Here is a 14,806-nt window from a genome sequence, read left to right as displayed (position 1 = left end):
AAAAGAAGATAACAACAGACGAGGATAGTATCATGAATCAACGCGCTCATGCTCACCCATCAAGGAAGTATTTGATGGCGCTTGATGCAGGAACTGGCAGTATCCGTGCAGTTATATTTGATCTCGAAGGGAATCAGGTTGCCGTTGGACAAGCTGAATGGATACACCATCCCGTACCGAATGTTGCGGGTTCAATGGAGTTTGATCTGAAAAATAACTGGCAACTGGCCTGCCAATGTATTCAACAGGCGCTGCAAAAGGCGGAACTGCCCGCCAATGCGATTCAAGGCGTTGCTGCCTGTTCAATGCGGGAGGGTATTGTCCTTTATAATCGTGACGGCGATCCTATCTGGGCGTGTGCCAACGTAGATGCCCGCTCCAGTCATGAAGTCAGCGAACTGAAAGCGCTTTACAATAATACCTTTGAATATGACGTCTACCGCTATTCCGGCCAAACATTGGCATTAGGAGCCATGCCACGCCTGCTTTGGCTTGCTCATCACCGCCCTGATATCTATCAACAAGCCAGTACCTTAACCATGATCAGTGATTGGCTGGCTTATATGCTAAGTGGCGAACTGGCGGTTGATCCCTCTAACGCGGGCACAACGGGAATGCTGGATTTAGCCAGCCGCGATTGGCGCCCAAGCCTGTTGGAAATGGCAGGATTGCGTGCTGATATCCTCTCTCCTGTCAAAGAAACAGGCACCTTGCTCGGCTATATTACGGAAAAAGCCGCAGCAGAATGCGGCCTGAACAGCGGCACTCCCGTGATTATGGGCGGTGGCGATGTGCAACTCGGCTGTCTTGGCATTGGTGTCGTCAAACCCGCCCAAACTGCGGTACTCGGCGGAACATTCTGGCAGCAAGTCGTCAACCTGCCTGAACCCATCATCGATCCAAACATGAATATCCGCATCAATCCGCACGTTATCCCCGGCATGGCACAGGCAGAATCCATCAGTTTCTTCACCGGCCTCACCATGCGTTGGTTCCGTGATGCTTTTTGTGCAGAAGAAAAACTGCTGGCAGAACGACTGGGCGTTGATGCCTACAATCTGCTGGAAGATATGGCGGCACGAGTTCCTGCCGGTGCCTATGGTGTCATGCCAATTTTCTCCGATGTTATGCGCTTTAAATCGTGGTATCACGCTGCCCCATCTTTCCTTAATCTCTCGATTGATCCGGAAAAATGCAACAAAGCAACACTATTCCGGGCATTGGAAGAAAACGCCGCTATCGTCTCGGCGTGTAATCTCGATATGGTTTCGACCTTCTCTGGTGTCCAAGCAGAATCGCTGGTCTTCGCAGGCGGTGGCTCAAAAGGCAAACTCTGGAGCCAAATTCTGTCTGACGTTACGGGACTGCCTGTCCGCGTACCTGTGGTAAAAGAAGCAACAGCATTGGGTTGTGCTATTGCAGCAGGGGTTGGTGTTGGATTGTATGATTCCATGCCCGCAACAGGAGAAAGATTGGTACGTTGGGAGCGGGAATATCAACCGAATTTAAGCCACCGTGAAGTTTACCAAAAAGCGAAAAAAGACTGGCAGGCAGTATATGCAGACCAACTACACCTGGTGGATGATGGGCTGACGACGTCATTGTGGAAGGCACCGGGGCTGTAATTTTTGATTGGCCTCGAATTGTGAGGCCAATAAAATAATCAAATCTCTCACCTCATAGTCCTGGCTTACTCCTACACCTAGAGTCTGGAAAATTTCTGTAAAGCCTGTTGTTGTTAGGCATTTTATGTTTTCCAGAAAATCTTGTGTTTTTGCTACTTTTTCCAAAATTTTGTCTTTTAAATCTATTACTTTTCCAGATTTTTTAATGCTCGGAATATAATTGAATACTGTACTAACTGAGTACTACATCTCAGGCGATTCAATCACCTGTCAAAAATACCATTATCCTCCTTGAAATATTGCGCTAGCGTTCCCATATACCAGCAAATGACGTGCTGGTTTATTGAACAGTTTTAGATGCTGAGATGATGGCGTTTGGAGCTCAAGTTAACGTAAATGATGCGAGCACAAAATATCCAAGAGAGATAATCATGGAAAACGATTTGATGCTGGCATCGCGCCACATCCTCCTTGCTGGTAGCATATCAAACACTACTGAAAACGAGCTTATTGACCGAGCTCATACATTTGTTCAGGCGTTTGTTGGCGAAGTGCTAAATGCCGGCGGTGGTTTTGTGATTTATGTGGCAGCTGAACCTGTCAATGCAGATAACAAACCACTGCTGTTTGATTGGACAGTGGCTAAAGCTATTGACAAGATGCTCCCTGGCGAGAGTTCTCAGGTTCGCTTAAAGATTGTAGCTTCACATGAGCGTCTCCAGTCTAAGGCTAATCCTGAGCAACGTAAGCTTTTAAACGGGATGATTGCGCGTGGTGTCGCCGAGCTCGTACCTCTTGAAGAGGAAGTGCTGACTGGTGGCAATGTTGGCGATGAACAAATTGAGCACGCTACTGCAATGGTGGCCTTGGGTGGTGGGAAGGGGGTTTTGGACCGCGCTCACAAAATGGTCAAAAGGTCATTACCCGTACTTCCACTTGATATGCAGCTAGGCGCAAATAGTGAAGACGGAGCTGGTGCACTCGGTGTGCTGAATCGTTTTCAATCCAATCCACTTACTTATATGCCAAATAGCGGTAATAAAGTCGTTAACGTATTACCTGCTCTGTCTTTGCAAGAGCCCGTGCTTTCGTTGCAAGAAATCAGTAAACGCATCGTCAAAATCCTTTATGAGGAAGAAAAGGCCAGGATCGAGGCTTTACCCCCAGATGTACTTGTGCTTACCGCTTTAGATGTGGAGTTGGCTGCTGCTAAGCAAGCATTCGGAATCTCGGAAGATGCCGAGCACGTTACAACGAAGAACGGTTTGCATGTATGGAGGGCACCTGTCTCCAAACGTGGCGGTAAGACGGCCAGCTGTGTGGTGGCATGCTTTGCGGGTGCTGGTAATGTAGATGCGGCTTCTGTTACTTCTATGCTCTTGGGTGAACTGGAACCTGCTAACGTGATAATGATGGGTATAGCGGCTGGTCTTCGAGGCAAATGTTCCCTGGGTGAGGTCGTTCTCTCAGAACGAGTGGTTGCCTATGAAGGTGCAGCTTTTATTGAGGGAGGTAAGGTCGAAGCGCGACCAGAAATAACCAGATTAAACATGCGGGTTCGTCAAGATGTCAGTGCCTATCTTTCTAACCGAGCAACTCTCGAATCTCGCCTCACGGACAGTTACAAGACGCTGGGCATTGAATTCCCCGACCAAGTCGAAGCTGGCCCAGTTGCTCAGGGAGTGATGCCAAAGACTGCTACCGTTGCTAGTGGAGAAAAACTCCTTCGCGACCCAGAGAAGTTTCTTGGTATGCGTGAGCTTCACGGCAAAATTGAGATTGCTGAAATGGAAGGCGCGGGTCTTTTTGCTGCGTGTGAAAATTTCGGTAAGCCTGTACTAATGGTCCGTGGCATTAGCGATTTCGGCGATTCGAAGAAAGACAACAGGTTTCACCTTTTGGCTGCCAAAGCCGCCGCAGCGGTAACTGCCGACTACATAGCTTATGGTATGACACTGCAAGATTAACTTTTTAAATCGTTCGTTTTTTTGATGTGTTCAAACATGGAGAAACAATGCCTCTATCAAATACAGAGCTTGAATATTTCGATCACAATGTGTTGCGCCTTAGCAAGGAGAAACGTTCGGAATATCACGCGCAGGTCGACAACCTTGTACGTGAACTGAAAAAGTGTATTACTGACAAAGCAAAGCTAAAAGTCACAAAGGTGGTGAAAGCTGGCTCATTCGCCAAATTTACGATTCTACGCAAAATAGACGGTTACCCAACAGATGTTGATGTTGTTTTTTACATTGCTGGCGTAGATGAGAACAGTAAGTCCTATGAAGAACTATGCAATAAAATTTACGATTTTCTGATAGATATCTATCCAACAAAAGAAGTTGAAGATTTCGAAATTCAGCGTCGCGCAGCGAAGGTCACATTTGTTAAAAGCGGTCTTGAAGTAGATGTAGTCCCTGTTTTACAACACAACTCAACCCCTGATCATGGATGGCAATTTGACATTCAGAGCGGAGAGAGAAACCTTACTTGTGCGCCTTGTCACATCAAGTTTATACAGGCACGAAAAGATAAAGATAAACACTTCCGGACGTTGGTACGCTTGGCGAAGCGCTGGAAGCACTTTCATGATATTCCAGGACTGAAGTCCTTTCATATAGAACTCATACTGGCTTACCTTGTTGACACCGATGGTCCAGCAGAAAGTATAGAGAAGCGCTTCAGGGAGTTCTTGGTTTATATCGCTCGCACCAAGTTAAGTGAACGTATTGATTTCCCCGAAAATGCAGGCAAGCCTCAGACAAGTTTCAGTGATCCGGTTGTGATAATTGACCCTGTGAGCCCAGAAAATAATGTGGCATCTCGTATTTCTAAAGAAGAACAGGAATTGATCGCGAAAGCTGCTGAAGCTGCTTGGGAGAATGCCACCTATGCGTCTGTTGAAAATGATCTTGACGTATGGAAAGAGATTTTCGGTGGCCGTTTTAAGACCAAGGAAGAATAAGGATGAGTACGTATTCAAGTACTAGCACCTATACGGTTGCAGATGTTGAGAAGGTTATGCGTAGCGTCAAGGCAGATTTAATGATGATAGCTGGAGCTACAAAAGCCATGACGGAGGATGATGCTGCAAATTATGCCCATGACATTGAATTACTTGCTAAAAAGGATCATCTGAAGTTTGTAGATGTGACTCTAATGAATGGTGATACCGAAGTAAGAGCCGTTCGGTATGAGTTCCAGTCAGAAAATGCAACTGGAACTGAAAGGCCCGGGGGAGTGTTGTGGCCGCTTATATCAAAAGACAATGGGGGATGGATCCGCTTCCATTTGCGTTACAAAGACACGTCATCATCGGAAAAAAGAAAAGAACTTCCTTTGAGGATTTCTTGGGTACCCGCAACGACAGATATTAGTCATACTGCACTGACCTCTTCAACAGGTCGTGGTTATAGCAGCAATGGCTTTGGCACAAACAGAGAGGATTTTTCGTGAGTAATCCATCCGTATTCGAAATAAAAACTAATCTTCCAGTTGTCCAGTTTGATGCTCAAGAGAAAAAACTTTTGGGATTCGAGGAACGCTATCAGCGTGTTAAAAAGCGCCTTCAGCTTATTTTACAGGCGAATGAATTAGAACGTTGGAGCCTGATGCATCACAAAAAGAAAATCATGGTAATTGGGCTCCTTAGTGATCAGTATCCCCTAGCGATTTTTCATGGAGATGTTGGAACAGGAAAAACTGCTAACGCTGAAGCAATTGCGAATCGCTTGGCGCGTGATGCAAAAATTGAAGATGCCATTCTCTTCAAATTGAGCAATAAAGTTAGAGGAACTGGTAAAGTCGGAGAAATGGGGACCTTGATTACCCAAGCTTTCGAAGACATAACTAGATCTATCGGACCGGGTAAGGGACGCGCTTTTCTAATCATTGATGAGGGGGACTCTCTGGGAGCATCTCGAAGTCAGGACTATAGTCATCACGAAGACAAAGTAGGTGTAAACACTCTTATTCAATCCATAGATAGTATGCGCAAACATGGAGGGCGTATTTTTGCTATTCTCTGTACAAACCGCTTAGCTGCTCTTGATGCCGCAGTAATTCGTCGCGCATCAATAGTTGAAGAGTTCACGCGCCCTTCCGATGACGAGAGAAGTGAGCTTTTTTCAAGAGACTTGGGCGACATGGGTTTCTCCACAGTCGAAATCAATAAATTGGTTAAAGCAACAGCAGCTAGCGGGACTAAGCCAGCTTGGACATACTCTGATATTCGTACACGCTTATATCCAGCTGCAGTATCTTTAGCTTTCCCTGATTCTCCACTAACTGTGGAGCATTTTTATCAAGCCGCTGCGGAATTAGAACCATCGCCGGTGATGATTGGATGATCCCACAATAAATACTGGAGCAATCAAGTGAATAAGAAACGTGAAATTTTTATTTCTGTTGATGTCGAGACAACAGGCCCCATAGTAAGTGAACATAGCATGCTCACGGTGGGAGCTTGTTTGGTGTATCAACCAGAGGTCTGCTTTTCGACGATGCTAAAACCTATTAGCGAGAAATCAATTGAAGAAGCTCTAGCTGTTACAGGTTTGACGTTAGAGAAGGCAGAAAAAGACGGACTAACTCCAACTGAAGCCATGACGCAGTTTGCTGATTGGATAGCAGATAACATACCCGAAGATTGCACCCCTGTATTTGTGGGATTGAATGCCCCGTTTGACTGGGGATTTGTCAATTACTACTTCTGGAAATACCTTGGGTGCAATCCATTTGGATTTTCAGCATTAGACATCAAAGCTCTCTTCATGGGAGTTACGGGTTGTACATGGCATGATACCAAATCTAGTTGTATTGATAAGATTGTAAACCCAAATCAGAAAGGGAACCACGATGCTCTTGACGATGCGATATATCAAGCGGAATTATTCCGGTTAATTTACAGATTGAGCCAGAACACGCATAAGAACTAAGTTTATATATGGTTTTTCTGATGAGTTTTCTAAGGAATTCTGTCCATAGATGATGCTACACAGGTAATAATGAATGTTTATTAGATTGTTATCTAACGTGTTGGAAATGCTCTTTCTAAGACGGTATAAATGCGAATGAAGGAAGGCGAAATGTCTGAAGAGGGAAAATCTCTAGCAGAAAGATATGCTATAGAACAGGTAAACCATTACAAGAAAAAAGCAAATCATAACAAGTTTGAAAGTATTTGGTGTTTCAAAAGTGCAATGGTGTGCTCTCTATTATGCCCTTTATTTGTCAGCCTTGGTGAAGGTATCTGGCTGTCAAAGGTTATTCCATCTTTATTGTCTACGTTAGCAGCTTTTTCGACCGCATGGCTTCAATTAAGAAAACCACACGCACTTTGGGCTGTATATCGAACTGCACAACGCAAAATTGAGACGACTTTAGCTCATTATCAATTTAGAGTGGGAAAATTTTCTGGCATGTCGGATTCAATAAAGGAAGCAGATAAACTGCTTATTTCTGAAGTTACAAACTTTGCATCTGAAGCTCACAATACTTGGGCAAAGAATGTTCCAGATGCATCAAGTCTTAATAAAACGGCTCTTACTGGTAAAGAATAAGCTATTTTTAGCTCGGTAATTCTATTCACAGTTTGAATCCATGATGTGAGCCATCTGGTAGTTCAATTTGAAGGCGGATTTTTCCTCCGCCTGATTCAACAATTTTTTTCAACTGCTGTAGACTGTCGATCATCGAGCTATCAATTTGGTAGCTTGCATCAGCACCGATACGCTTTAGTAGCTCGATCAGACGAAGATGAATCAACTGCTTTGATGCTATTTCTTCGGCGGCTTGAACAACCCCTTGAGGTTGCTCTGTAATGATGTCTTCAAGTTTTCTACCCATCTTCTTCGCCTTTGAGGTTAAGCTGAAAAACTTTCACATGTGAAAGTTTTCCTAGCTCTGTATGTTTGGCTAGTTTAGCCAGCAAAGGGCAGTAAAACTAGCTTAGGTATACAATCACTTGATTCTCACAATTTGGCTCTGTTTGAGCTCAACTATCTGAAGTTCAAGATCTTCAATACGTGAAATTGCACTCCTTAGAGCATGACTTAGTTGATGATGTTCTGCCGCCATTGAAGTTAATCTTTGGTTCAATACGGCAACTTTTGCACGATAGTGAATTTTTACCTTTCTTTCTTGGTTGCGCTTTTCTCTCAAAATTTCAACCTCGGACTGAACTGCTGTATCAGGAGCAAGGCACTTTAGTTTTTGTACCTCTGATTGAACTCTTAGCTTGAAATCTGGATAGTAATAGCAACTGCCATTTCCCAATTCGGCTTCTTCCTCTACAGCTCGAACCGATAATTTACGGTGATCGGGTATTCGTTTGGTTTTTCGTTCGATGATCCTCTGCAAAGCCGATTCAAGCTTGAGAAGCGTGTTTTCTGACTTTTTCATAAATCGATAACCTGCAAAGGGTGCTGATATTTTTCAAATTCCAGGCCAACGTCGTTCAACACTTTCTCAGCAACTCGAATCTGTGTAATACAATGGGCATACTCTGCGTGGCTGACATCGGATTGCTGCTTCAGATAGCCGCTCAATGCCTGATGTTTCTTTTGCCACCACGACGCTTTTTTATCATCCACGACGCTCCCGCCGCCACGGCAATCAACGCAGAATGCGGCATTTATTACCTCATCCATGTCACATTCATAGCCATTTTTGCAATAGCTATGGAGAGTTCCATGTAAAGTTAGTCGTTTTTCTTTAACCAATCGATACAAACTGTTCCAGTTGCTATAGATCACAGGTTTGTCGTCGCGCATAGCGACAATAGCCTTACCAAAGCTCCCCGTTAGCTTTTCATCACCATTGAACCATTTATCAAAGTGCGCAGTCGTTTGTTCAAGTTTTACTTCGTTGAGCAAGTTAATCAGCTCACTGTCTACCTTTATCAGGTGCGCCGTAAAACCCCGTCCTTCAGGGCGGGGATATAAGGCGCGGTTTTCCGACTAACCTGGTGTTTTCTGCTGCTCGATGTATTGCCGGATGATCGAGATCGGCGCACCTCCGCAACTACTTGCAAAATAGCTCGGTGTCCACAGAACGCCTTTATAGTAATAGCGTAGAGCAATATCTGGACGGTCACGCCGAAGCAGCCTGCTGGAAACGCCTTTAAGACTGTTGACCAGATTCGATACTGCGAGCTTTGGCGGGTAGTTGATCAGCAAATGCACGTGGTCGTATTCGCCGTCCATTTCAACCAGTTCAACACCAAAATCAGCACATACGCTGCTAAAATAGCTGCGTAGCTTTTCGATGGCATCAAGATCGAATATCTTTCGTCGATACTTGGCGACGAATACCAAGTGGACGTGCATCAGGAAAACACCGTGTCTTCCGCGTCGAATATCAGTTTCTTTTGTCATAGACCAAAGTATAATGATAGTCATGATACGACTTCAAGCCTTCAAATTCCAGTTAAGACCAAATGGTCAGCAGGAGCGCGATATGCGACGCTTCGCAGGGGCTTGTCGCTTCGTTTTTAACCGTGCACTGGCACTCCAGAATGAGAACCATGCAGCAGGGAATAAATATCTCCCCTACACCAAAATGGCTTCATGGCTGATTGAGTGGAAATCCGTACCTGAAACACAATGGCTGAAAGAATCTCCCTCGCAACCGTTGCAGCAGTCACTGAAAGATCTGGAGCGCGGCTACAAAAATTTCTTCCAGAAGCGGGCTGCATTCCCCCGCTTCAAAAAACGTGGTCAACATGACTCATTCCGCTACCCGCAGGGCGTGAAGCTCGATCAGCCCAACAGTCGAATCTCGTTGCCAAAGTTAGGGTGGATACGCTATCGCAACAGCCGTGAAGTCATTGGCGAAGTGAAAAACGTCACGGTCAGCCAGTCATGCGGCAAATGGTACGTCAGTATCCAGACTGAATACGAAGTGACTGACCCTGCTCACAATGCAGAATCAATGGTCGGACTGGATGCCGGAGTAACAAAACTTGCCACGCTTTCAGATGGCACGGTATATCAGCCAGTAAGCAGCTTCAAAGCAAACCAACGTAAGCTGGCAACACTCCAGCGGCAGTTGAGTCGCAAAGTAAAATTCAGCGCAAACTGGCAGAAACAAAAACGGAAAATCCAGTGCTTGCACTCGCACATTGCCAATATCCGGCGCGACTACCTTCACAAAGTCACCAGTGAAATCAGCAAAAACCACGCGATGATCGTCATTGAAGACTTGAAGGTCAGTAACATGTCGACATCGGCAAAAGGCACGGCAGAGAAGCACGGAAGAAACGTCAGAGGCAAATCAGGCTTGAACCGCTCGATACGGGATCAAGGCTGGCATGAAATGCGCCGTCAGCTTGAGTACAAGCAGCTCTGGCGCGGTGGTCAGGTAGTGGCGATACCGCCGGCATACACCAGCCAGCGGTGTGCCTGCTGTGGTCATACGGCGAAAGAAAACCGCCAGACGCAAAGTCAATTCGTGTGTCAGGTATGCGGCTACACCGCGAACGCGGATGTAAACGCCGCACGTAATATTTTAGCGGCAGGACATGCCGTGCTTGCCTGTGGAGGGAGGGTGCAGCCAGACCGCCCGTTGAAGCAGGAACCCACCGAGGTGAGTCAGGCTTCGGTCTGAACGCTGTAGGAATCCCCGTCCTTTAGGGCGGGGAGGATGTCAACACCTCATCAGATATTGAAGCTCTGTATCAGTGGTGGAAAGATCAAAAATAGGCCACTAACAATATACCTTTCGTCTTTCAAGTTGCAGCTTTGTTAGCTGCAACCCAAAGTCTATTTGGTATCTATACGCATTAAACTTCAAGTTGCAATTGACAACACGAATCGCTCAAAAAGGCTAATAACCTTTTTGCTCACCTGTTAAAGTAGCCGCCCGATTATAATCATTGTGTATTTGATTAAGCATCATCATTCTCTAGCGTTATATACAAAAATGAGGAAATACTATGTCAAAACTCATCTATTATGTCGCCGCTACAATGGATGGTTACATTGCGACTAAAAACCATGAATTAGGTTGGTTATATGATTATCCGCCAGGCGATGATGCCACTCCTTATGATGAATTTTATCAAAATATCGGTGCCACAATTATGGGCGCTGGAACCTATGAGTGGATTATGAAAAACGCCGCAGGTGAATGGCCGTATCAAAATATTCCTTCCTTTATTCTCTCCTCAAGAAACTTAACGATTTTTTCTGACATTAATGCTGTTGTCATCCAAGACAATCCCAAAAATATCGCCGCTAAGGCAAGAGACGCAGCCAAAGGAAAAGATGTTTGGATAATTGGGGGAGGTAAAACCGCCGCCAGCTTTGCCGATGCCGGAGAGTTACAACAACTGTTTATTACCACTGTTCCGGTCTTTTTAGGCTCTGGTATTCCTGTCCTACCTGTTAATCAGGCTATTCATGTGACACCTAATAAGCAAAGATGCTTGCGAAGTGGCGCGATTGAAACAATTATGGATATTAAATTGATGAAACAGCCATCAGTGAATTCATAATATTCTGCGCTGTTACAAGGCACATAATTCCATTGCAATTGCAAAATATACCTCACTATCAACAAACTGTGCGAATTCCTGACTATTTAACGTGCCTGCTGACTAATGATGGCATGAACCCATAACCGACATCTATTAATTACCAAAAAAACTAAAAATTCTATAATAATAAGTATCACGAATATAAAAAACCCTTTAATTTCAAATCAATGGCCTAAAATGTGATCTAAAACTCAAACGAAGCAACTTTTCATATTCAAAATGTAAAAATCTGTCTAGGATTGAGCTGCTATTATTTCAGTCTATTCATTATCTCATCACGAGTGTAATCATTCTGTTAATCGCAAAATTCCATCATTTATAACTCCTGCCACACCAAGGAGAAAAGGCATGAAAAAAAAACAAATAAACCAAAAGGATATTGATAATCTTATTACCTTGATTGGTGGTAAAGAGAATATCGCTTCCGTCAGTCATTGTATCACCCGCCTCAGATTTGTTCTTAATACACCAGAAAATGCCGATGCCAAAGCCATTGAAGAATTACCAATGGTCAAGGGATGCTTTACTAATGCCGGACAATTTCAGGTCGTGATTGGCACGAATGTGGATGTCTATTATAAAGCTCTGCTTGAAACCACAGGGAAACAATCCGTTAATAAAGAAGAAGTTAAACAAGCTGCTCGCCAAAATATGAAATGGTATGAAAATGCAATTTCACATTTTGCCGAGATCTTCTTCCCATTACTGCCAGCCCTAATCAGCGGTGGTTTAATCCTCGGTTTTCGTAACCTGATAGGTGATCTCCCGTTTAGTGATGGCAAATCGCTCGTGCAACTCTACCCTGTCTGGCAGAGTATCTATGATTTTCTCTGGCTAATCGGTGAAGCCGTCTTCTTCTACCTCCCTGTGGGTATCTGTTGGTCTGCCGTCAGAAAGATGGGGGGAACACCCATTCTGGGGATTATTCTCGGCATTACCCTGGTTTCCCCACAATTGATGAATGCTTACCTGCTTGGGCAACAAACGCCCGAAGTCTGGAATTTCGGCTGGTTTACAATTTCTAAAGTCGGTTATCAGGCACAGGTTATCCCTTCCCTATTAGCTGGCCTGACGTTGGGATGGATTGAAACGCGGCTGAAAAAATGGGTGCCAGACTATCTCTATCTTGTTATTGTCCCTGTGACTTCTCTGGTACTGGCCGTCCTCCTCGCCCACGCCCTGATAGGCCCTGCCGGACGTGCTATCGGTGATGGTGTTGCCTGGGTTGTTAAAAGTCTAATGACGGGTAGTTTTGCGCCTATTGGAGCCACCTTGTTTGGTTTCTTCTACGCCCCGTTAGTCATTACAGGTGTACACCAAACAACACTGGCTATCGACCTGCAAATGATCCAAAGTACCGGAGGTACCCCAATCTGGCCGATTATTGCGCTATCTAATATCGCTCAAGGTTCTGCCGTTGTCGGCATTGTCTGGGCAAGCAAAAAACAAAAAGAACGCGAAATTTCTGTTCCTGCGGCAATTTCAGCTTATCTCGGGGTCACCGAACCTGCCATGTATGGTATCAACCTTAAATACCGTTACCCCATGTTCTGCGCGATGATTGGCGCAGCTCTGGCTGGACTGGTTTGTGGACTCAACCATGTCACTGCCAATGGTATCGGCGTTGGCGGAATACCAGGCATTCTTTCTATCAAGCCGCAGTTCTGGATGGTTTATCTGATTGCCATGCTCATCGCGATTGCTGTGCCATTCCTGCTGACCGTTCTGGCTTATCGTAGAAATGAACGCAAAGCGCTTTTACCCAATGAACAGGCCAATTAATTTTGTAGGTATCTATTTATGACGGAACAAAAACCATGGTGGATGGATAGCGTTATCTACCAAATTTATCCAAAAAGTTTTCAAGATAGTACCGGTAGCGGCACAGGAGATATCAACGGGATCACCCAACGGCTGGATTATCTACAGCGTCTCGGTGTTGAGGCCATTTGGATCACCCCAATCTATCCCTCTCCGCAGGTTGATAATGGCTATGATGTCGCTGATTACTGTGCCATCAATCCAGATTATGGCTGCATGGAAGACTTTGATAATTTGGTGCAAAATGCCCATCGCCGTGGCATTCGCATTATTTTGGATATGGTTTTCAATCACACCTCAACCCAACATCCATGGTTCCAGGCGGCGCAGGACATTAATAGCCCCTATCGCCAGTTTTATATCTGGCGGGAGGGTTCTGAAGGTTCCCTACCCAATAACTGGAAATCCAAATTCGGTGGTAATGCGTGGCAATGGCATACAGAGAGTCAACAATATTACCTCCACCTGTTTGCGGTTGAACAAGCCGATTTAAATTGGGAGCACGCACCGGTTCGCGCTGAACTGAAGAAAATCTGTGAATTCTGGGCTGATCGTGGCGTTGATGGCTTGCGTCTGGATGTCATTAACCTTGTCTCAAAACAGCAAGATTATCCTAACGATGATCACGGCGATGGCCGCCGATTCTACACCGATGGCCCGCGGATACACGAGTTTTTGCAAGAAATGAGCCGTGATGTTTTCCAGCCGAAAGGATTGATGACTGTTGGTGAAATGTCATCCACCAGCCTTGAAAACTGCCAACGCTATGCAGCCCTGGACGGAACGACGCTGTCCATGACGTTTAATTTTCACCATCTAAAAGTTGACTACCCAAATGGAGAAAAATGGACTCAGGCAAAACCAGATTACGTTGAACTGAAAAAGATTTTCTCAACATGGCAGCAGGGTATGCACCAAAAAGCCTGGAATGCACTTTTTTGGTGTAACCATGATCAGCCGCGCATTGTTTCTCGGTTTGGTGATGAACATCAGCACCACAAAATATCCGCCAAAATGCTGGCAATGGTGCTGCATGGTATGCAGGGTACGCCTTATATTTATCAGGGCGAAGAACTGGGTATGACAAACCCTAACTTTACGCGTATTGAGGATTATCGGGATATCGAAAGCCTGAATATGTATCAAGAGCGTATTGAGAAAGGCATGCAAGTAGAGGATATACTGGCAATTTTGGCGCAGAAATCCCGTGATAACAGCCGAACCCCCATGCAGTGGAATGATTCAGCAAACGCGGGTTTTACCACCGGAACACCGTGGATTGCACCTTGCAGTAATTACCCAGAGATCAACGCCGAAACCGTATTACAGGATGAAGATTCCGTCTTCTATTGCTACCACAATTTGATTAAATTGAGAAAGCAACAACCCATTCTGACATACGGTGATTACCTGGATCTGCTGCCAGAACATCCTTCGTTGTGGTGCTATCTGCGTCGTTGGCAAGATCAAACCTTGCTGGTCATTGCAAACCTAAGTGCTGAAACCCAACATTGGTCTCCAGAACCGGCACTTTTAAGCAAAGAATGGCAGGTATTGATGAGCAATTACCCATCACCGGCAACAGTAAATCATGAAATTAAAATTAAACCTTATGAATCAATATATTTAATATCCAAATGATAATATTATTTATACCAATCTAATTTCAAGATACATGTGATTTCTCCCCGCTTCGTGGGGAGAAATCAGGTTTCATATCGTGTTGTAGTGAGAGTGGACACTAACTCAAACCGCTCCAGTACCCCAAAAAATGAATATTCTAATATTATTCTTATCGATAAATAACCCAAGACTCAGCAAC

15 protein-coding genes are annotated in these 14,806 nt (G+C 44.9%); 11 read left to right on the top strand and 4 right to left on the bottom strand.

Annotation, left to right across the window (positions count from 1 at the left end; genetic code table 11):
* The first annotated feature begins 32 nt into the window (after positions 1 to 32).
* From lsrK to AAC853_RS05865, 7 genes are all read left to right on the top strand, one after another.
* Entirely contained in the window at positions 33 to 1,625 is a 1,593-nt protein-coding gene (gene lsrK, locus AAC853_RS05895; protein WP_340613959.1) for an autoinducer-2 kinase, read from the top strand.
* A gap of 431 nt (positions 1,626 to 2,056) precedes the next feature.
* On the top strand, positions 2,057 to 3,592 hold the full coding sequence (locus AAC853_RS05890; RefSeq protein WP_340613958.1) for a phosphorylase family protein: 1,536 nt from the start codon (positions 2,057 to 2,059) through the stop codon (positions 3,590 to 3,592).
* Between the two features lie 47 nt (positions 3,593 to 3,639).
* The gene (locus tag AAC853_RS05885) at positions 3,640 to 4,590 is read left to right on the top strand and encodes a CBASS oligonucleotide cyclase (protein ID WP_340613957.1); all 951 of its coding nucleotides are present in this window, start codon (positions 3,640 to 3,642) and stop codon (positions 4,588 to 4,590) included.
* Positions 4,591 to 4,592: 2 nt separating this feature from the next.
* Positions 4,593 to 5,081 (top strand): HORMA-1 domain-containing protein, encoded by a 489-nt coding sequence (locus AAC853_RS05880; RefSeq protein WP_340613956.1) that lies wholly within the window; start codon positions 4,593 to 4,595, stop codon positions 5,079 to 5,081.
* On the top strand, positions 5,078 to 5,974 hold the full coding sequence (locus AAC853_RS05875) for an AAA family ATPase (protein ID WP_340613955.1): 897 nt from the start codon (positions 5,078 to 5,080) through the stop codon (positions 5,972 to 5,974). Before AAC853_RS05880 ends, AAC853_RS05875 begins: the two co-directional genes overlap by 4 nt.
* A 27-nt stretch (positions 5,975 to 6,001) precedes the next feature.
* A complete protein-coding gene (locus tag AAC853_RS05870; protein WP_340613954.1) occupies positions 6,002 to 6,562 on the top strand; it encodes a 3'-5' exonuclease in 561 nt (186 codons plus the stop codon).
* A gap of 150 nt (positions 6,563 to 6,712) precedes the next feature.
* The gene (locus tag AAC853_RS05865) at positions 6,713 to 7,186 is read left to right on the top strand and encodes a DUF4231 domain-containing protein (RefSeq protein WP_340613953.1); all 474 of its coding nucleotides are present in this window, start codon (positions 6,713 to 6,715) and stop codon (positions 7,184 to 7,186) included.
* A gap of 25 nt (positions 7,187 to 7,211) precedes the next feature.
* Here AAC853_RS05865 and AAC853_RS05860 read toward each other — a convergent pair whose 3' ends face one another.
* From AAC853_RS05860 to tnpA, 4 genes are all read right to left on the bottom strand, one after another.
* The gene (locus AAC853_RS05860; protein WP_340613952.1) at positions 7,212 to 7,472 is read right to left on the bottom strand and encodes a hypothetical protein; all 261 of its coding nucleotides are present in this window, start codon (positions 7,470 to 7,472) and stop codon (positions 7,212 to 7,214) included.
* A 114-nt stretch (positions 7,473 to 7,586) separates the two neighbouring features.
* Entirely contained in the window at positions 7,587 to 8,027 is a 441-nt protein-coding gene (locus tag AAC853_RS05855) for a hypothetical protein (protein WP_340613951.1), read from the bottom strand.
* The gene (locus tag AAC853_RS05850) at positions 8,024 to 8,500 is read right to left on the bottom strand and encodes a hypothetical protein (RefSeq protein ID WP_340613950.1); all 477 of its coding nucleotides are present in this window, start codon (positions 8,498 to 8,500) and stop codon (positions 8,024 to 8,026) included. Before AAC853_RS05850 ends, AAC853_RS05855 begins: the two co-directional genes overlap by 4 nt.
* A gap of 84 nt (positions 8,501 to 8,584) precedes the next feature.
* Complete coding sequence (gene tnpA / locus AAC853_RS05845; RefSeq protein WP_338861193.1) at positions 8,585 to 9,001, bottom strand: IS200/IS605 family transposase; 417 nt, start codon at positions 8,999 to 9,001, stop codon at positions 8,585 to 8,587.
* Positions 9,002 to 9,023: 22 nt separating this feature from the next.
* On the opposite strand from tnpA, the gene AAC853_RS05840 reads away from it, so the two are divergent.
* The 4 genes from AAC853_RS05840 (at position 9,024) to treC (ending at position 14,625) form a co-directional block, all read left to right on the top strand.
* Positions 9,024 to 10,232, top strand: coding sequence for an RNA-guided endonuclease InsQ/TnpB family protein (locus AAC853_RS05840; protein WP_340613949.1), 1,209 nt, complete (start codon positions 9,024 to 9,026; stop codon positions 10,230 to 10,232).
* Positions 10,233 to 10,560: 328 nt separating this feature from the next.
* Positions 10,561 to 11,121: a dihydrofolate reductase family protein gene (locus AAC853_RS05835; protein WP_340613948.1), complete on the top strand. Its 561-nt coding sequence runs from the start codon at positions 10,561 to 10,563 to the stop codon at positions 11,119 to 11,121.
* 390 nt (positions 11,122 to 11,511) lie between these two features.
* Positions 11,512 to 12,945: a PTS trehalose transporter subunit IIBC gene (gene treB / locus AAC853_RS05830; protein ID WP_338883993.1), complete on the top strand. Its 1,434-nt coding sequence runs from the start codon at positions 11,512 to 11,514 to the stop codon at positions 12,943 to 12,945.
* An 18-nt stretch (positions 12,946 to 12,963) separates the two neighbouring features.
* Positions 12,964 to 14,625 (top strand): alpha,alpha-phosphotrehalase, encoded by a 1,662-nt coding sequence (treC, locus tag AAC853_RS05825; RefSeq protein ID WP_340613947.1) that lies wholly within the window; start codon positions 12,964 to 12,966, stop codon positions 14,623 to 14,625.
* The last annotated feature ends 181 nt before the right edge of the window (positions 14,626 to 14,806 follow it).

The sequence above is a fragment of the Xenorhabdus thailandensis genome (genome assembly GCF_037996785.1).
GTDB classification, from domain to species: domain Bacteria; phylum Pseudomonadota; class Gammaproteobacteria; order Enterobacterales; family Enterobacteriaceae; genus Xenorhabdus; species Xenorhabdus griffiniae.
This window is presented reverse-complemented; position numbering and strand designations above follow the sequence as displayed.

What these genes read in the sequence shown, in the direction of transcription:
- tnpA (WP_338861193.1), bottom strand. Translation starts at nt 9,001, where the DNA reads ATGACAAAAGAAACTGATATTCGACGCGGAAGACACGGTGTTTTCCTG.
- treB (WP_338883993.1), top strand. Translation starts at nt 11,512, where the DNA reads ATGAAAAAAAAACAAATAAACCAAAAGGATATTGATAATCTTATTACC.
- AAC853_RS05840 (WP_340613949.1), top strand. Translation starts at nt 9,024, where the DNA reads ATGATACGACTTCAAGCCTTCAAATTCCAGTTAAGACCAAATGGTCAG.
- treC (WP_340613947.1), top strand. Translation starts at nt 12,964, where the DNA reads ATGACGGAACAAAAACCATGGTGGATGGATAGCGTTATCTACCAAATT.
- AAC853_RS05880 (WP_340613956.1), top strand. Translation starts at nt 4,593, where the DNA reads ATGAGTACGTATTCAAGTACTAGCACCTATACGGTTGCAGATGTTGAG.
- lsrK (WP_340613959.1), top strand. Translation starts at nt 33, where the DNA reads ATGAATCAACGCGCTCATGCTCACCCATCAAGGAAGTATTTGATGGCG.
- AAC853_RS05865 (WP_340613953.1), top strand. Translation starts at nt 6,713, where the DNA reads ATGTCTGAAGAGGGAAAATCTCTAGCAGAAAGATATGCTATAGAACAG.
- AAC853_RS05885 (WP_340613957.1), top strand. Translation starts at nt 3,640, where the DNA reads ATGCCTCTATCAAATACAGAGCTTGAATATTTCGATCACAATGTGTTG.
- AAC853_RS05855 (WP_340613951.1), bottom strand. Translation starts at nt 8,027, where the DNA reads ATGAAAAAGTCAGAAAACACGCTTCTCAAGCTTGAATCGGCTTTGCAG.
- AAC853_RS05890 (WP_340613958.1), top strand. Translation starts at nt 2,057, where the DNA reads ATGGAAAACGATTTGATGCTGGCATCGCGCCACATCCTCCTTGCTGGT.
- AAC853_RS05860 (WP_340613952.1), bottom strand. Translation starts at nt 7,472, where the DNA reads ATGGGTAGAAAACTTGAAGACATCATTACAGAGCAACCTCAAGGGGTT.
- AAC853_RS05835 (WP_340613948.1), top strand. Translation starts at nt 10,561, where the DNA reads ATGTCAAAACTCATCTATTATGTCGCCGCTACAATGGATGGTTACATT.